15 protein-coding genes, 1 tRNA gene and 1 pseudogene are annotated in these 16,263 nt (G+C 65.1%); 10 read left to right on the plus strand and 7 right to left on the minus strand.

All coding sequences use genetic code 11. From position 1 onward, the window contains the following. A pseudogene (locus H926_RS32970) lies at positions 1–192 on the plus strand (glycosyltransferase family 4 protein); the annotation flags it as partial. 138 nt (positions 193–330) lie between these two features. Here the strand turns inward: H926_RS32970 and secF are convergent. From secF to yajC, 3 genes are all read right to left on the minus strand, one after another. Next, positions 331–1,308: a protein translocase subunit SecF gene (secF, locus tag H926_RS0104475; RefSeq protein ID WP_022675249.1), complete on the minus strand. Its 978-nt coding sequence runs from the start codon at positions 1,306–1,308 to the stop codon at positions 331–333. 17 nt (positions 1,309–1,325) lie between these two features. Then, on the minus strand, positions 1,326–2,924 hold the full coding sequence (secD, locus tag H926_RS0104480) for a protein translocase subunit SecD (RefSeq protein ID WP_022675250.1): 1,599 nt from the start codon (positions 2,922–2,924) through the stop codon (positions 1,326–1,328). A gap of 77 nt (positions 2,925–3,001) precedes the next feature. Then, complete coding sequence (gene yajC / locus H926_RS0104485; RefSeq protein WP_022675251.1) at positions 3,002–3,325, minus strand: preprotein translocase subunit YajC; 324 nt, start codon at positions 3,323–3,325, stop codon at positions 3,002–3,004. A gap of 270 nt (positions 3,326–3,595) precedes the next feature. Here yajC and H926_RS0104495 point away from each other — a divergent pair. The 6 genes from H926_RS0104495 to accC all read left to right on the plus strand — a co-directional run bounded on the left by H926_RS0104495 (position 3,596) and on the right by accC (position 8,368). Next, positions 3,596–3,672: transfer RNA gene (locus H926_RS0104495), tRNA-Pro, on the plus strand. Positions 3,673–3,984: 312 nt separating this feature from the next. Further along, positions 3,985–5,334, plus strand: a complete 1,350-nt coding sequence (locus tag H926_RS0104500; protein ID WP_022675252.1) for an aldehyde dehydrogenase family protein — start codon at positions 3,985–3,987, stop codon at positions 5,332–5,334. A gap of 75 nt (positions 5,335–5,409) precedes the next feature. After that, complete coding sequence (locus H926_RS25600; RefSeq protein WP_022675253.1) at positions 5,410–5,835, plus strand: hypothetical protein; 426 nt, start codon at positions 5,410–5,412, stop codon at positions 5,833–5,835. 94 nt (positions 5,836–5,929) lie between these two features. After that, positions 5,930–6,388, plus strand: a complete 459-nt coding sequence (aroQ, locus tag H926_RS0104510) for a type II 3-dehydroquinate dehydratase (RefSeq protein ID WP_022675254.1) — start codon at positions 5,930–5,932, stop codon at positions 6,386–6,388. A 119-nt stretch (positions 6,389–6,507) separates the two neighbouring features. Then, positions 6,508–7,002 (plus strand): acetyl-CoA carboxylase biotin carboxyl carrier protein, encoded by a 495-nt coding sequence (accB, locus tag H926_RS0104515; RefSeq protein WP_022675255.1) that lies wholly within the window; start codon positions 6,508–6,510, stop codon positions 7,000–7,002. A 13-nt stretch (positions 7,003–7,015) separates the two neighbouring features. After that, complete coding sequence (gene accC / locus H926_RS0104520) at positions 7,016–8,368, plus strand: acetyl-CoA carboxylase biotin carboxylase subunit (RefSeq protein WP_022675256.1); 1,353 nt, start codon at positions 7,016–7,018, stop codon at positions 8,366–8,368. 96 nt (positions 8,369–8,464) lie between these two features. Here the strand turns inward: accC and H926_RS0104525 are convergent, their stop codons facing one another. The 4 genes from H926_RS0104525 to rsmI form a co-directional block, all read right to left on the minus strand. After that, complete coding sequence (locus tag H926_RS0104525) at positions 8,465–9,094, minus strand: DedA family protein (RefSeq protein ID WP_022675257.1); 630 nt, start codon at positions 9,092–9,094, stop codon at positions 8,465–8,467. 43 nt (positions 9,095–9,137) lie between these two features. Further along, a complete protein-coding gene (gene gshB, locus H926_RS0104530; RefSeq protein ID WP_022675258.1) occupies positions 9,138–10,088 on the minus strand; it encodes a glutathione synthase in 951 nt (316 codons plus the stop codon). A gap of 200 nt (positions 10,089–10,288) precedes the next feature. Further along, positions 10,289–10,639, minus strand: coding sequence for a YraN family protein (locus tag H926_RS0104535; protein ID WP_022675260.1), 351 nt, complete (start codon positions 10,637–10,639; stop codon positions 10,289–10,291). Further along, entirely contained in the window at positions 10,636–11,478 is an 843-nt protein-coding gene (gene rsmI, locus H926_RS0104540) for a 16S rRNA (cytidine(1402)-2'-O)-methyltransferase (RefSeq protein ID WP_022675261.1), read from the minus strand. The genes H926_RS0104535 and rsmI overlap by 4 nt, the downstream gene beginning before the upstream one ends. A 9-nt stretch (positions 11,479–11,487) precedes the next feature. Between rsmI and H926_RS0104545 the strand changes: the two genes are divergently transcribed. From H926_RS0104545 to H926_RS25605, 3 genes are all read left to right on the plus strand, one after another. After that, positions 11,488–12,723 carry a penicillin-binding protein activator gene (locus H926_RS0104545; protein WP_371256217.1) on the plus strand — a complete coding sequence of 412 codons (1,236 nt, stop codon included), beginning with the start codon at positions 11,488–11,490 and terminating at the stop codon, positions 12,721–12,723. 69 nt (positions 12,724–12,792) lie between these two features. Continuing rightward, entirely contained in the window at positions 12,793–14,817 is a 2,025-nt protein-coding gene (locus H926_RS0104550) for a DNA topoisomerase IV subunit B (RefSeq protein WP_022675263.1), read from the plus strand. Positions 14,818–14,946: 129 nt separating this feature from the next. Then, positions 14,947–16,263: methyl-accepting chemotaxis protein (locus tag H926_RS25605; protein WP_022675264.1), on the plus strand; the 1,317-nt coding region annotated here is incomplete at its 3' end.

A 16,263-nucleotide genomic window follows, 5' to 3' on the forward strand; every position in this document is an offset into this window, starting at 1 on the left:
GAAGTGCTGATGGCGCCGGCCGCCGGGCGCATTGCCGCCCGCGAGCCTGCCGCGATTGCCCGCGCGCTGGCGGCCCTCATTTCCCAGCCCAGCGCACCCGAAGCGGTTGCAGCCTGCGCCGCGCGGTTCAGTTGGGAAAACAACGCCGCGATGCTGGCTGATGTTTACGGCAAGGTCGTTGCGGGCGGCTGACCGATCTGTAGTGCCTGGTTTCCACCACCCCCCAACCCCCTCCTCTAAAGAGGATGGGGAGTACATACAAAAAAGCCCCCTCCTCTTCAGAGGAGGGGGTTGGGGGTGGTGCGAAACCTTACATTAAATCGCCAAAAATCAGGCGCCTTCGCGCGCGAGGCGCTCCTGCTTTTCCAGCGCGGTTTCGGTAGGCACGAAGCTCTTGGGATTGACCTTGAGCCAGATCAGGATGGGCGCAGCCATGTAGATCGAGCTGTAGGTACCCACGAAAATGCCCAGGGTGATGGCGGCGGTAAAGCCGAAGATCACTTCCGGCCCAAACGCGAGCAGCGCCACCAGCGTGATCAGCATCGACAGCGACGTGACGATGGTGCGTGCCAGCGTTTCGTTGACCGACAGATCGAGCAGTTCGGGCAGCGGCATCTTACGATACTTCTTGAGGTTTTCGCGCACGCGATCGTAGACCACGATCGTATCGTTGAGCGAATAGCCAATCAGCGTGAGCAGTGCCGCCACGATGTTGAGGTCGAACTCCATCTGGGTCAGCGCGAACATGCCAAGCGTGAGCGTGACGTCGTGCACCAGGCTGAACAGGGCGCCGACGCCGAACTGCCATTCGAAGCGGATCCAGATATAGGCGGCCACAGCCAGCGCGGCGAGGCCAAGCGCCTTGAACGCGTCCCATTTGAGTTCGCCGGACACCTTGCCGGAAACCGAATCGATGCCGTCGATCCGCGCATCGGTGTGGTGGCTCTTGATATCGGCCGTGATGGTGCGCGCCATCTTGTCAGACTGCGCGGCATCATGCTCCGAACCCTCGGGCAGCTTCATGCGGATCGAGATTTCGTTGGGCTTGCCATAGCGCTGGATGATCGGCTCACCATAGCCGAGCTTGGCCACTTCACTGCGCAGGTCGGCCACCGGCGCCTCGGCGCTGCGCTCGAACGTCACGCGGATCATCTGACCGCCGACGAAATCGACGCCCAGATTCAGGCCCTTGGTGAACACCAGGCCAAGCGAGGCGGCCATGAGCAGCAGACTGCCCAGGTAGAACGGCACGCGCCACTTGAGGAAGTGGATGTTGGTGTTGTCGGGAACGAGCTTCAAAAGTTTCATGGGTTATCGCTCCCCTGTCACAGCTTGAGATCGGCAGGGCGGGCGCGGCGCAGCCATTGCGCCACCCACATGCGGGTGAGCCACATCGAGGTATAGACCGAGGTGGCAATGCCGATCATCAGCACCACGGCAAAGCCCTTGACCGGGCCGGAGCCAAAGCTGGCCATCAGTACGGCCGCAATCACGTTGGTGACGTTGGCATCGAAGATGGCGCGGCTGGCTTCCTTGTAGCCGGTTTCGACCGCCGCCACGACGCGGCGGCCGCGATGGCGTTCTTCGCGGATACGCTCGTTGATCAAGACGTTGGCGTCGACCGCGGCGCCGATGGTGAGCACGAAGCCGGCAATGCCTGGCAGCGTCAGCGTGGCGCCGATCGTGGCCATGACCCCCAGGATCATCAGCATGTTCATGACCAGCGCAAGGCAGGCATAGACGCCGAAGCGGCCATAGGTGGCGATGATGAATACCACCAGGGCCAGCGTGCCGACCGCCATGGCGATCACGCCCTTGCGGATCGAATCGGCGCCAAGGTCAGGACCGACCGTGCGTTCTTCCACGACCTTGAGATCGACCGGCAGGGCGCCAGAGCGCAGCGAGATTGCCAGCTGACCCGCGCTTTCAGCGGTGAAGTGGCCGGAAATCTGCGCGCTGCCGCCCAGGATCGGTTCGTTGATGTTGGGTGCCGACAGCACCTTGCCATCAAGAATGATGGCAAAGGGCTTGCCCACGTTCTGCGTGGTCAACTTGGCGAACTTGGCGCCGCCTTCGGTGTTGAACGTGATATTCACCACCGGTTCGTTGGTCTGCGGGTTGTTGCCGGCCTGCGCGTTGGTCAGTTCGTCGCCGCGAATGCCGCCCAGGCGCTTGACCGCGATCGGCACGCCCTGCTTGGGATCGGCAAACGGCAGGATCTGGCTGCCGGCCGGGGCAATGCCGCGCGCCAGGTCAGACGGCAGCGCGCTTTGATCGACCAGCTTGAATTCCAGCTTGGCAGTCTGGCCCAGCAGGCTCTTGAGCTGCTGCGGGTCCTGCAGGCCCGGCACCTGGACCACGATGCGCTGCGCACCCTGGCGCAGGATCGTCGGTTCCTTGGTACCCAGGCCGTCGATGCGCTTGCGCACCACTTCCACGGCGGTGTCCATCGCCTGGCTCACGGCCTGGTCGATGCCTTCCTGCGTGGGGGTGAGGACGAAGCGGTTGCCGTCCACCACCTGGATATTCCAGTCGCGCTGGCCGGTCAGGCCCGCGCCCGACGTCAACGGCAGGATCGCCTCGCGCACGGCGTCCACCTTGGTGACATCGTCAACCAGGAAGGTCAGGCTGCCGTTGTTGTTGCTGATGTCGCTGATGCGGATGGTGGCATCGGTCGTCTTCAGCTTGTTGCGGACGGATTCCTCCATGCCTTCCAACCGCTGCTCGCGCACTTGCGATGGATCGGCCTCGAGCAGGATGTGGCTGCCACCGGCCAGGTCCAGGCCCAGGTTGATCGTGGGCGAAGGCAGGGCCGAGGGCCAGGCAAGGCCGGAGACCGTAAACAGCGAAGGCAATGATGCCAGGGCGACCAGAATGGTCACCCCCCATAGCATCAGTACCTTCCAGCGCGGAAAATCGAGCATGATCGGGCTTTCAGAAATCTATCGGGCCAGAAATCTATGTGGTCGGACCAACGAGATCGGCCAGGGTCCGGTAACGGTCAGTCGTTGGCGGGCTTGTCGCCGGGCTGCACGATCTCACCCAGGGTGGAGCGCACGGCCTTGACGCGCACGCCCGGGGCCAGTTCCAGATCGACATAGGCATCGTCGATCCGCACGATCTTGCCGAGCAGGCCGCCGGCGGTGATCACGGAATCGCCCTTCTGCAAGGCGGCCAGGCGCTGCTGGTGTTCCTTCTGGCGCTTCATCTGCGGACGCAGGATGAGGAAATAGAAGATCACGGCCATGGCCACCAGCGGCAGGAACTGGAGGTAGGCGGGCGGCGAGGCCGCATTGGCGGCGGCGGCGGAGAGAAGGCTGAGCATGACAGAACCGTTCGTGGGATCGGAGACAAGGGTTTACAACCCCCGGCGGGGCACGTGTGGCCGCACCTTCCCCCGATTGTTGCAATTGGCCGCGGCTGCTAGCAGTTTGGGAAAGGCAAGGCAATGAAGCGCCATCGGCGCGCCTTTCGCACCCCGATCGCCGTGCCCTGCGCGCATCACAATCCACAGGCATTTCCCGGCCGGCGCAAAAAGATGCCGTGCAAGGGGCTTGCCATCCCGAAACGTTCCGCTTAGAGGCGCCCCACCGGTCGGGACGTAGCGCAGCCTGGTAGCGCATCACACTGGGGGTGTGGGGGTCGGAGGTTCGAATCCTCTCGTCCCGACCAATTTCTCACTGACATAGTCGATATCTTACCCCTCTGGGGGCTCCCCGAAATTGTCCGCAAGCGGCGCTGGTGGGACAGATCGACGTGCCAGAAAATCCTCTCCCGATATGCGTTGCTAACCGCCCCGATCCCTTGGCGATCCTGGCTGAGTCGTGCGACCGTCCGTGACCAACCCCGATATTGATGCCAGCGCGCCGCTGCCACATCGGCAGGCCGGCAACCCGCGCCCACCCCTTCGGACATCGTTGCCAGCGGCCCCTGCACTAGTTAGTGTGTCTAACGAACAAAAACACTGAGCAGGATGCCATAGCCATGACGACGACCGCCCCGACCGCCGCCGACCTTGCCGACGACATCCGTCGCGTCTTTGCCCTGCAACAGGCGCATCAGTGGGAGGCCAAGGCATCGAGTGCAGAAGTGCGCAAGGCCAAGCTGGCACGGCTGAAGGCGGCGGTGGAGGCCCATGCCGACGCCATCATTGCCGCCGTGCTGGAAGACACGCGCAAGCCGGTGGGCGAGATCCGCGTCACCGAGGTGCTCAATGTAACCGGCAATATCCAGCGCAATATCGACAATCTCGATGCCTGGATGGCGCCGACCGAGGTGACGCCGTCGCTCAATCCAGACGACCGCGCGCAGATCATCTACGAAGCACGGGGTGTCTGCCTCGTGCTCGGGCCGTGGAACTTTCCGCTCGGCCTGGCACTCGGGCCAGTGGCGGCAGCGATTGCGGCGGGCAACACCTGCATCGTCAAGCTGACCGACCTGTGCCCGGCGACCGCCCGCGTTGCGGCGACGATCATTCGCGAGGCATTCGACGAGAAGGATGTCGCGCTGTTCGAAGGCGATGTGTCGGTGGCCACGGCGCTGCTCGACCTGCCGTTTTCACATATCTTCTTCACCGGCAGCCCGCGCGTGGGCAAGATCGTCATGGCAGCGGCGGCAAAGCATCTGACCACGGTCACGCTCGAACTGGGCGGCAAGTCGCCGGTGATCGTCGATGACGGTGCCGACATCGGCAAGGTCGCAGCGCAACTGGCCGCCGCCAAGCAGTTCAACGGCGGGCAGGCCTGCATCAGCCCCGACTATGTCTTCGTCAAGGAAGCACAGAAAGCCGCGCTGGTCGAAGGCTTTGCCGCCAGCGTCCGCGCCAATCTCTATGGCGACGATGGCCAGTTGAAAAAGGATGGCATTGCCCAGGTCGTCAACCAGGCCAATTTCGATCGCGTGAAAGGCATGTTTGATGATGCCGTGGCCAAGGGCGCCACGGTGGCCGTGGGCGGCACGTTCGAGGCCGAAGACCTGACCATCCACCCGACCATGCTCACCGACGTGACGCCGCAAATGACCATCCTGCAGGACGAGATTTTTGCGCCGGTCATCCCGGTGATGACCTATGAATCGCTCGACCAGGCGATCGGCTATATCGAGGCGCGCGACAAGCCGCTGGCCTTGTATGTCTATAGCCCCGACGAAAACGTGGTCGAGACGGTCTTGGCCCGTACCTCGTCTGGCGGCGTCACTGTCAACGGTGTGTTCTCGCACTACCTGGAAAACAACCTGCCGTTTGGCGGCGTGAACACCAGCGGCATGGGCAGCTACCACGGCTATTTCGGCTTCAAGTGCTTCAGCCATGAACGCGCGGTCTATCGCCACCAGTAAGCCGGAGGAGGGACAGGTTGCGGCGTCATGGTGGTTAGCTTGCAGTAACCTTTGGCTGCTAGGCTCGGGTTCAAGATGCCCAACCTGTCCAAACCCTTGCGCATGCACCTGCCCCGTCTTTCGCTCATGGCGCTGGCCGTGGGCAGCCTGGCCTTGGCCGGTTGCGAAAGCGAGCGTGACCGCAAGATGGAAGAGCGCATTGCCGCGGCCGAGGCCAAGGCCGCTGCCGCGGAAAAGCGCGCCGCGGCGGCAGAGGCCGCTGCTGGATCGACGTCACCCGTCACGACCGGCACCGTGAGTGACGATAGCGACAGCCAGGAAGCAACCTCGGAAGACCAGCCGCCGGTGGAAGGTGACGTCGATCAGCAGCAGCAAAGCGACAACCAGCCATCGGCCGATTTCCAGGCCGACAACGAAGGGCCGCAACTGGTGATCCAGCCTCCGCCACCGGTCGGCGTGCCTGGCCCGGTCGACGTGGGCAGCCCGCCGGTCGCCACCTGATCGGCTGCCTCTTGCAGCCAAGGCACAGCTCTTGCACCAACGCAGCAGGGCGCTATCACCCGCGCACCGTTCCCGGCAGGAGTTTAGCCAGACCATGACCGATACCGCCGCCCCTGCCACCGCGCCCGTGGTGTTCGTGCTCAACGGCCCGAACCTCAACCTTCTGGGCATGCGCGAGCCGGCCATCTATGGTCACGACACGCTCGACGATATTGCCGGCCGCCTGGAAGACCGCGCCCAGGACCTGGGCCTGACGGTGGACGTGCGCCAATCGAATCACGAAGGCCACCTAATCGACTGGCTGCACGAGGCCCAGGCCGTGGGCGCGCGCGCGGTGCTGCTCAATGCCGGCGCCTATACCCACACCAGCGTGGCGCTGCACGATGCGATCAAGGGCATCGTCACCCCGGTGATAGAAGTGCACCTTTCCAATCCGCACAAGCGCGAGGAATTCCGCCACAAGAGCTATGTCGGCATGGCGGCCAAGGCCACGGTCGCCGGGTTCGGCGCGGCGAGCTATATCGTCGCGCTCGACGCGGTTTTGCATCTTTAACCGCGCTTAGGCCCGGTTTTTCCCCGAAGGGTGGGCGATTTCGCCCGCCTTTCCCCTTGCCAGCGCGCCCCCGTGCGGGCATGGCGCTGCGCCAGACTTTCCCACCTGTGAGGTTAACAATGGGCCACGACACCGGCGACAAGCCCGCCGCAACCATGGCAATCGACAGCGCGCTTGTGCGCGAACTGGCCGAACTGCTGGCCGACACCGGGCTTTCCGAAATCGAAGTGGAAGACGGTGCCCGCAAGATCCGCGTGGCGCGCACGCTGACGGCCGCCCCGGTGGCACACATGGTGGCAGCGCCTGCTGCTGCCATGGCCGCGCCAGCCACTGCAGCCCCCGCCCCTGCGGCAGACGCCGCTCCCGCCGCCGCCGATCTGGCCGGCGCGGTGAAATCGCCGATGGTCGGCACCTGCTATCTCACCCCCGAACCGGGCGCGCCCGCGTTCATCGCGGTGGGCCAGGCAGTGAAGGCTGGTGACACGCTGCTGATCGTGGAAGCGATGAAGGTGATGAACCCGATCACCGCGCCGGCCAGCGGCACGATCAAGGCGATCCTGGTCGAAAACGCGCAGCCGGTCGAATACGACCAGCCGCTCGTGGTCATCGGCTAAGGACATAGAAAAGATGGCCATCAAGCGCCTGCTGATCGCCAATCGCGGCGAAATCGCGCTGCGCATCCATCGCGCTGCGCACGAAATGGGCATCGAAACGGTGGCGGTGCATTCCACCGCCGACGCCGATGCCATGCACGTGCGCCTGGCAGACCATGCCGTGTGCATCGGGCCGCCCGCCGCCAAGGACAGCTATCTCAACATCGCCGCGATCATTTCAGCGGCCGAGATCACCCAGGCCGACGCGATCCACCCCGGCTATGGCTTCCTGTCGGAAAACGCGCGCTTTGCCGAAATCGTCGAAGCGCACGACATTACCTGGATCGGCCCCAAGCCCGAGCACATCCGCACGATGGGCGACAAGGTGGAAGCCAAGCGCACCGCCGGCGCGCTGGGTCTGCCGCTGGTGCCCGGTTCTGACGGCGCGATTTCCGATGTGGAAGAAGCCCGGAAGATCGCCGAGGAAATCGGCTATCCGGTGATCATCAAGGCCGCTTCGGGCGGCGGCGGGCGCGGCATGAAGGTGTGCAACAGCCCCGATGACCTCGCCACGCTGATGCAGCAGGCTGGTTCTGAAGCCAAGGCTGCGTTCGGCGATGCCACGGTGTACCTCGAAAAGTATCTGGGCAATCCGCGCCACATCGAATTCCAGATCTTTGGCGACGGCAATGGCAAGGCCATCCACCTGGGCGAGCGCGACTGCTCGTTGCAGCGCCGCCACCAGAAGGTGCTGGAAGAAGCCCCCTCGCCGGTCATCTCGTCTGACGAGCGCGCCCGCATGGGTGGCGTTGTGGCCAAGGCGATGGCCGACATGGGCTATCGCGGCGCCGGCACGATCGAGTTCCTGTGGGAAAACGGCGAGTTCTATTTCATCGAAATGAACACCCGCCTGCAGGTGGAACATCCGGTGACCGAAGCGATCACCGGCGTCGACCTGGTGCGCGAGCAGATCCGCATTGCCGATGGCAAGCCGCTGTCGGTGACGCAGGACGAGATCGAGTTCAAGGGCCACGCGATCGAGTGCCGCATCAACGCCGAAGATCCCTTTACGTTCGCGCCCTCGCCGGGCCTGGTGAAGAGCTATCACGCGGCCGGTGGCATGCACGTGCGCGTCGATAGCGGGCTCTATGCCGGCTACAAGATCCCGCCCTATTACGATTCGATGATCGCCAAGTTGATCGTCTATGGTCGCACCCGCGAAGGCTGCATCATGCGCCTCAAGCGCGCGCTGGAGGAAATGGTGATCGACGGGGTCAAGACCTCGATCCCGCTGCACCAGCGGCTGCTGGAAGATCCGACGGTTCTCGATGGCGGCTATTCGATCAAGTATCTTGAGGAATGGCTGGCCCAGGGCGGCGGCAAGTAACACGAAAAGGTCGCATCGCAAGATGCGGCCTTTTTTGTTGCTTGGACAAGCGGGACCCCGGTTCAAGTCCGGGGTGACGATGACAATAGATTTACGTCACCCCGGACTTGATCCGGGGTCCCGCTGAACTTCCCGCGGCTTCCACGTGGCAACGCGCCAGAGATAGGCGCCGACCAGCACGGCGGTGAGCCCGAGCGAGGCCGGCCCGGTATAGGCGGCCACCTTTTCATAATGCTGCCCCAGGTGCCAGCCGGCCCAGACCAGCAACGCATTCCAGATTGCCGCGCCGGCAAAGGTAAAGACCAGAAAGCGCGCATGGCCCATGGCGGCGAGGCCAGCCGGCAGCGAGATCATCGTCCGCATCGCCGGCGAAAAGCGCATGACGAAGACCACCCATTGCCCGTGGCGGCGAAAGAACGCGACGAGGCGGCGCATCGCCGGCCAATCGAGCGTGAGCACGCGGCCATAGCGCGCGACGAACGGCTGCAAGCGTTGATAGCCTAGGTGCCGGCCCAGCAGGAACCAGGCATAGTTGCCCAGCGTGGAGCCGACCGTGCCGAAGATCATCAGCGGCACCACATCCATGCGCCCCTGGGCCACGGCAATCCCGCCCATGCCCATGATCACCTCGGAAGGGATGGGCGGAAAGATGTTTTCCAACGCCATCAGGAACGCGATGCCCCAATAGCCGCCGTCGGCAATAAGCTGCAAAATCCAGTCGTTCATGATCGGAACAACGCGCGGGGCCGCAAACGGCCCCGCGTGAAAATCAAATCCGCCGTTCGATCGCGTCCCAGATCATGCCGCCGGTATCGCTGCCGTTGAACCGGTCGATCGCGACGATGCCGGTGGGCGACGTGACGTTGATTTCGGTGAGCCACTTGCCGCCAATCACGTCGATGCCCACGAAGATCAGGCCGCGCTTTTTCAGCTCGGGACCCATGGCTTCGCAGATTTCCTGCTCGCGCGCGGTCAGGGTGGCTGCCTCGGCATAGCCGCCCACCGCCAGGTTGGAGCGGAACTCGCCCTCGCCCGGCTTGCGGTTGATCGCGCCGGCCACTTCGCCGTCGACCAGCACGATGCGCTTGTCGCCCTCGGCCACTTCGGGAAGGAAGGGCTGAACCATGAACGGTTCGGGCCAGACCTGGCCGAACAGTTCGGCCAGCGCCGACAGGTTGCCGCCATCGGCATCAATCTTGAACACCGCCTTGCCGCCATTGCCATGCAGCGGCTTGACCACCACGGCGCGGTCACCATGCTTGTGCTGGAACGCGCGCACGTCGAGCGCCGAACGCGTGATCAGCGTGGGCGGCATGAAGCGCGCATAGTCGAGGACATAGACCTTTTCGGGCGCATTGCGGACCGAGCGGGGATCGTTGACCACCAGGGTCTCGCCCTCCAGCCGCTCCAGCAAGTGCGTGGCGGTGATATAGCCCAGGTCAAACGGCGGGTCCTGCCGCATCAGCACGACATCGACATCGCGGCCCAGATCGATCTTGCGCGTCTCACCCAGGTGATAGTGATCGCCTTCGACGTGCTGCACCGTGACTGGCGCGGCATCGGCCGTTACCCGGCCCGCTTCCCAGGCCAGGCTGGTGACGTGGTAATACCACAGTTCATGCCCGCGCGCCTGGGCGGACAGCATCAGGGCAAAGGTCGAATCACCACCGATCTTGATCGAATGGAGAGGGTCCATCTGGACCGCAACGCGCAGGGTCAAGGCAGTGCTCCGAATGATATCCGTGGTCTTGCGGGTGGCCCGTTTAAAGGCGAATTGGCAGCAGCGCGACCAAAAAGGAGCCGCAACCGCATCAGGAAAAATCAACCATGCTTGCCGCCCGGCTCATTACCCCGTTTCTGTGCCTCATTGCCTGCGCGGTGGTGCTGATCGACGTGCCGGGCCTGGTACACGCCTGATGGTCACGGCTGCCAGGCGTTGACGATGCGGCGCGGCCAGCGGCCCGGCGCAATCAGGATCACATCGATCCGCACATCATCGCCTGGCCCGGCATAGCGCGGTGCCAGTGCCTGCGCCGCGCGGGCAACGCGCGCCAGGCGGCGGGCGTCGATCGCGGTATCGAGCGCGGCCGCGCTGTCCCGCCATTTCACCTCGACAAAGGCCACGGTGCGGCCCCGCCGCGCGACCAGATCCACCTCACCCACGCCGATCTTCACCCGCCGTGCCAGCACGCGCCAGCCGGTGAGCATCAGGTAGAGCCCGGCCAGCCATTCGCCGCGCCGGCCCTGCGCCTCGGCCCGGGCGCGATTCACGGGGCCTCTTTCAGCGCCATGGCACGGGCATAAAGCGACTTGCGATCAAGGCCATGGGCCTTGGCCACCTGCCCGGCCGCCTGCGAGGGCGACAGGTGCTCCAGCGCGGCGCGCAGCAGTGTGTCGACGTCATCGGCCGCTGGCGCAGCAGGCGCGGGCGGTGGGCCGGCCAGCAGTACGATCTCACCCTTGGGGGGATGGGCAGAGTAGTGCGCGATCAGTTCCTCGGGCGTGCCGCTGCGGCATTCCTCGTGCAGCTTGGTCAATTCGCGTGCGACGGCCAGTTCGCGCCCCGGCAGATGCTGTTCCATTGCCGTGAGCGAGGCAACCAGGCGCGGCCCGGTTTCATAGAACACCAGCGTGGCCGGTATCGCGGCCAGTTCGGCCAGCACATCGCCGCGCGCCTTGTCCTTCGACGGCAGGAAACCGGCGAACATGAAGCGATCAGTCGGCAGGCCCGCCAGCGTCAGCGCCACGATCATCGCGCTCGGCCCCGGCAGGCTGGTGACGGCAAGGCCCAGTTCGCGTGCCTCGCGCACCAGGCGATAGCCGGGGTCGGAAATCAGCGGCGTGCCGGCGTCCGACACCAGCACGACCGACTTTTCGGCCATTTCACCGAGCAGCCGCCCGCGCACATCGGCCGAGGCGTGGTCATCATAGCGGCGCATGGCCTTGCGGATTCCCAGATGATTGAGCAACTTGCCCGTGACGCGGGTATCTTCGCAGGCTATGACGTCACACCGGGCGAGGATGTCGGCGGCACGGGCGGTGATATCGCCAAGATTGCCGATGGGCGTGGCCACGATATAGAGCCCGGGCGCAAGGGGTGGTGTATCCATTCCTTTTCCATGGACCGGCCTTACGGGAGCGGCAAGCAGATGATGATGGGCAAGAGCGGCAACAACGGCATTGCGGACGGCAGCAGGGCGCCTTCCGGCTTGAGCCGCCGCCGCATGGGCCAGTGGCTGGCGCTGTCGCTGCCGGCGGCGCTGCTGGCCGGCTGTTCGGTCATTCCCAAGCCCGGAACGCCGGGCACCTCGCCCCCGCCGCGCGAAACCGCGCCGCAGGAAAACGTGCTGCCGAGCGATGCCGGCCGCCACCGCGTGGCGCTGCTCGTGCCGCTGACCGGCCCCAACGCCGCCGTGGGCCAGGCGATTGCCAATGCCACCACGATGGCCCTGCTCGATACCAACGCGCAGTCCTTGCGCATCACTACCTATGATACCGGCGCGGGCGCCGCTGCAGCAGCGAGCAAGGCCGTGCTCGATGGCAATCGCCTGATCCTAGGCCCGCTGACCTCGGAAGATGTCAGCGCCGTGGCTGGGGTAGCCCGCCCGGCCAAGGTGCCGATGATCACCTATTCCAACGACAGCGCGGTGGCCGATCGCGATGTTTTCGTGCTGGGCCAGGTGCCCGGTCAATCGATCGCCCGCGTGATCGGCTATGCCCATAGCCAGGGGATCCGGACCGTGGGCGCGATCGTGCCAAGCGGCACTTATGGCCAGCGGGTAAGCATCGCGCTGACCGATGCCGCACGGATGCAGGGCATTCGCCTGACCGCCATCGAAACCTATGACCGCAGCAATACCTCGGCCGCGAGCGCGGTGCGCCGGGTGAAGGCGCGCGGGCCGATCGATGCGCTGCTGATCGGTGATGGCGCGCGGATCGCGGTGCAGGCCGCGCCCTTTGCCAAGGGCACGCGCCTGCTGGGCACTGAACTGTGGAAGGGTGACCCGACGCTGGCACGCACCCCGGCGATGAAGGGCGCGTGGTTTGCCGCGATTTCCGATGATCGCCTGCCGCGCTTCGAGCAGTCCTACCGCCAGCGGTTCGGCACGGCGCCCGCCCGCATCGCCACGCTGGGCTATGATTCGGTACTGCTCACGCTCAACATCGCGCGCAATTGGAAGCCGGGCACGCTGTTTCCCACAGCGAGGCTCTATGCTCCGGACGGCTTCATCGGCACCGATGGCGTTTTCCGCTTCAATGCCAATGGCGTGGCCGAGCGCGCGCTGGAAGTGCGCGAGGTTTCGGGCGGAACCGTGGTGACCGTGTCGCGCGCCCCGGAAAAGTTCACGAACTAGGCGATTCCATCGGATAAGGGGGCCTGCACGGCTTGCGCGGTAATTCGCGCGTGTTCTATAGCCGTTCTCATGGCGACAGACGATTCCGGCTCCCTGTTCGACAAGCTGCCCCAGGGCAGCCCGCAAGAAAGCTATGATGGCTCTGCCATCGAGGTGCTCGAAGGGCTGGAACCGGTGCGCCGCCGCCCCGGCATGTATATCGGCGGGACGGACGAGCGCGCCCTGCACCATCTGGTTGCCGAAGTGCTCGACAACGCGATGGACGAAGCCGTCGCGGGCCATGCCAACCGCATCGAGGTTTTCCTGGAAGCTGCCGATGGCGCCGCCGGCAAGGTGACGATCACCGACAACGGGCGCGGCATCCCGGTTGACGAGCATCCCAAGTATCCCGGCAAGTCTGCGCTGGAGGTGATCCTCACCACGCTGCATTCGGGCGGGAAGTTTTCGGGCAAGGCCTATGCCACCTCGGGCGGTCTCCACGGCGTGGGGATTTCGGTGGTGAACGCGCTGTCCACCCTCACCCGGGTGGAAGTGGCGCGAAACAAGGAACTCTATGCGCAAGAGTTTTCCTGCGGCCTGGCCAAGGGCCCGCTGGCCCGCGTCGGCAATGCGCCCAACCGGCGCGGCACGGCCGTCACCTTCATTCCCGATGCCACGATCTTTGGCGCCGATGCCAAGTTCAAGCCGGCGCGCCTGTTCCGCCTGGTCCGGTCCAAGGCCTACCTGTTTGCCGGGGTGGAAATCCGCTGGAAGTGCGATCCCGCGCTGATTGCCGACGATACCCCGGCCGAGGCGGTGTTCCAGTTCCCCGGGGGCCTGGCCGATCACCTGGCCGAACAGGTCAAGGGCCGCGAATGCGTGACGGCCCTGCCCTTTGCCGGGCGGCAGGACTTTCCCGCCGGGCCCGATGGGCAGGAAATGGGCCGCGTGGAATGGGCGATCGCCTGGCCGCTGTGGTCTGACGGGGCCTATTCCTGGTACTGCAACACCATTCCCACGCCCGATGGCGGCACCCACGAACAGGGCCTGCGCGCGGCGCTGACGCGCGGCATTCGCGCCTTTGGCGAACTGGTTGGCCAGAAAAAGGCCAAGGACATTACGCCCGAAGACATGATCACCGGCAGCGAGATCATGCTGTCGGTGTTCATCCGCGATCCCCAGTTCCAGAGCCAGACCAAGGACCGCCTCACCTCGCCCGAAGCCGCGCGACTGGTGGAAGCGGCCGTGCGCGACCATTTCGACCACTTCCTGACCGACAACATGGACCGCGGCCGCGCACTGCTCGGCGCGGTTATGGAGCGGATGGATGATCGCCTGCGCCGCAAGGCGGAGCGCGAGGTGAAGCGCAAGACCGCCACCAACGCACGCAAGCTGCGCCTGCCCGGCAAGCTGACCGATTGTTCGGGCGAAGGCAGCGGCGAAACCGAACTGTTCATCGTCGAAGGCGATTCGGCTGGCGGCAGTGCCAAGCAGGCGCGTGACCGCAAGACGCAGGCGATCCTGCCCATCCGCGGCAAGATTCTCAACGTCGCCAGCGCCACGGCCGACAAGATCCGCGCCAACCAGGAAATCGCCGATCTGTGCCTCGCGCTCGGCTGCGGCACGCGCAAGGACTGCAACCCCGACGCGCTGCGCTATGACCGCGTGATCATCATGACCGACGCCGACGTGGACGGCGCGCATATCGCCACGCTGCTGATGACCTATTTCTTCCAGGAAATGCCCGAGATCGTGAAGCGCGGGCATCTGTACCTGGCGCAGCCGCCGCTCTATCGCCTCACCGCCGGCACGGTTTCGGCCTATGCCCGCGACGACGCGCACCGCGCCGAACTGGAAGCGACCAAGTTCAAGGGCAAGAAGGTGGAAGTGGGCCGGTTCAAGGGCCTGGGCGAAATGAACCCCGGCCAGTTGCGCGAAACCACCATGGCGCCCGCCAGCCGCAGCCTGCTGCGCATCACCCTGCCGCCGGAATACGAAGGCCGCGCGGCAGTAAAAGACCTGGTCGACCGCCTGATGGGCCGCAACCCCGAACACCGTTTCATGTTCATCCAGAACCGCGCCGGCGACCTGGACCGCGACCTGATCGACGCCTGAGGTCTGGCGTGGCCGGCCGGACTAGGCGCTTTCGCTTAGCCCGGCATTGAAAGGCACCTAAGCAGACTGTGGCATTCCATCTGACCGAGAACCGGCGGCCTGCGCTGCCGGCTGGCCAGGTGAGTGTCGATGGAATATCTCAAGAACGCGCCGATCCGCCGCAAGCTGTCGCGGCTTTTCGTGATCATTGCCGCGATGATCATGGCGGCCCTGGCGATGATCAGTGCCGGGCTGCACCAGATCAGCGCCAACGACGCTGAAATCACCGGCGACCACGTGCCGCAGGCGCTCCTGGCCAATGGCATGGACACCGCGATTGCCCAGATCGACGCCGATCTGCGCGCCCTCACCATGCCGTCATCCAGCCAGACGGCCGCCGGCCACACCGCGCGCATCGCCGAAAACCGCGCGATGATCGACAAGGCGGTGACCAGCCTCAAAGCCACCGACCTGGATGCCAACGAAGCCGGCTTTGTCGGCGATTTCGCCAAGGGCTGGACCAGCTATGCCACTGCGGCCGAACAGGTGCAGGCTCTGGCCGGCCAGGGCCACATGGCCGAAGCCCAAGGGTTGATCCAGCAGAACGAGGAACTGGCCCAGGGTATCGATTCCAGCCTCGACAAGCTGATCGACTATCAGCGTGGCCATATCACCCAGGCGACGGCCGCGGCCAACCAGGCATATTGGTTTTCGCTGATCACCGGGCTGGGCGCGCTGGCTGGGCTGATCGCGGTCCTGGTGTGGAGCTACCGCCTGCTCGAACGCCTGGTCGCCCGCCCGGTGGCGGAGGTGACCCAGGCCCTCACCCGGCTGGGCGCGGGAGACCGCACAGCGCAGGTCGATCACGCTGACAGCGCGGATGAACTCGGCGACCTGGCCCGTGCCTTTGGCGCACTGCGCGACCAACTCGCCACGGCTGACGCGGCCAAGGCGGCGCAGGTGGACCTGATCGTGCGCACGCTGGGCGTGGCCCTGGCCGACCTCAAGAGCGGCAACCTGGCGGCGCGGATCGAGGGCGGGCTCGAAGGCCCGTTTGCCCAGCTGCGCGACGATTTCAACACCATGGCGGCCGAACTGGGCAAAGTGATCGGCGCGGTGACCAGCGCGGCCGACAATGTGCGCACCGGATCGACCGAGATCCGCGCCGCGTCTGACGATCTTGCCCACCGTACCGAGGCCCAGGCGGCGCAATTGGAAACTGCCGCCACCGCCATGCGCAACGTGACCGCAATGGTGGACGACAGCGCGGCCAAGGCCGAAGCCGTGCGCCACACGATCGAGGAAACCGCCCTTGCTGCCAGCGACGGCGGCCAGGTGGTGACCGAAGCAGTGGCGGCCATGGATGGCATTGCCCGCTCGTCGCAAACGATCAACCAGATCATCGACCTGATCGATGGCATCGCCTTCCAGACCAACCTGCTGGCTCTCAACGCCGGGGTCGAGGCG

Source organism: Novosphingobium sp. B-7 (genome assembly GCF_000410615.1).
GTDB classification, from domain to species: Bacteria; Pseudomonadota; Alphaproteobacteria; order Sphingomonadales; family Sphingomonadaceae; genus Novosphingobium; species Novosphingobium capsulatum.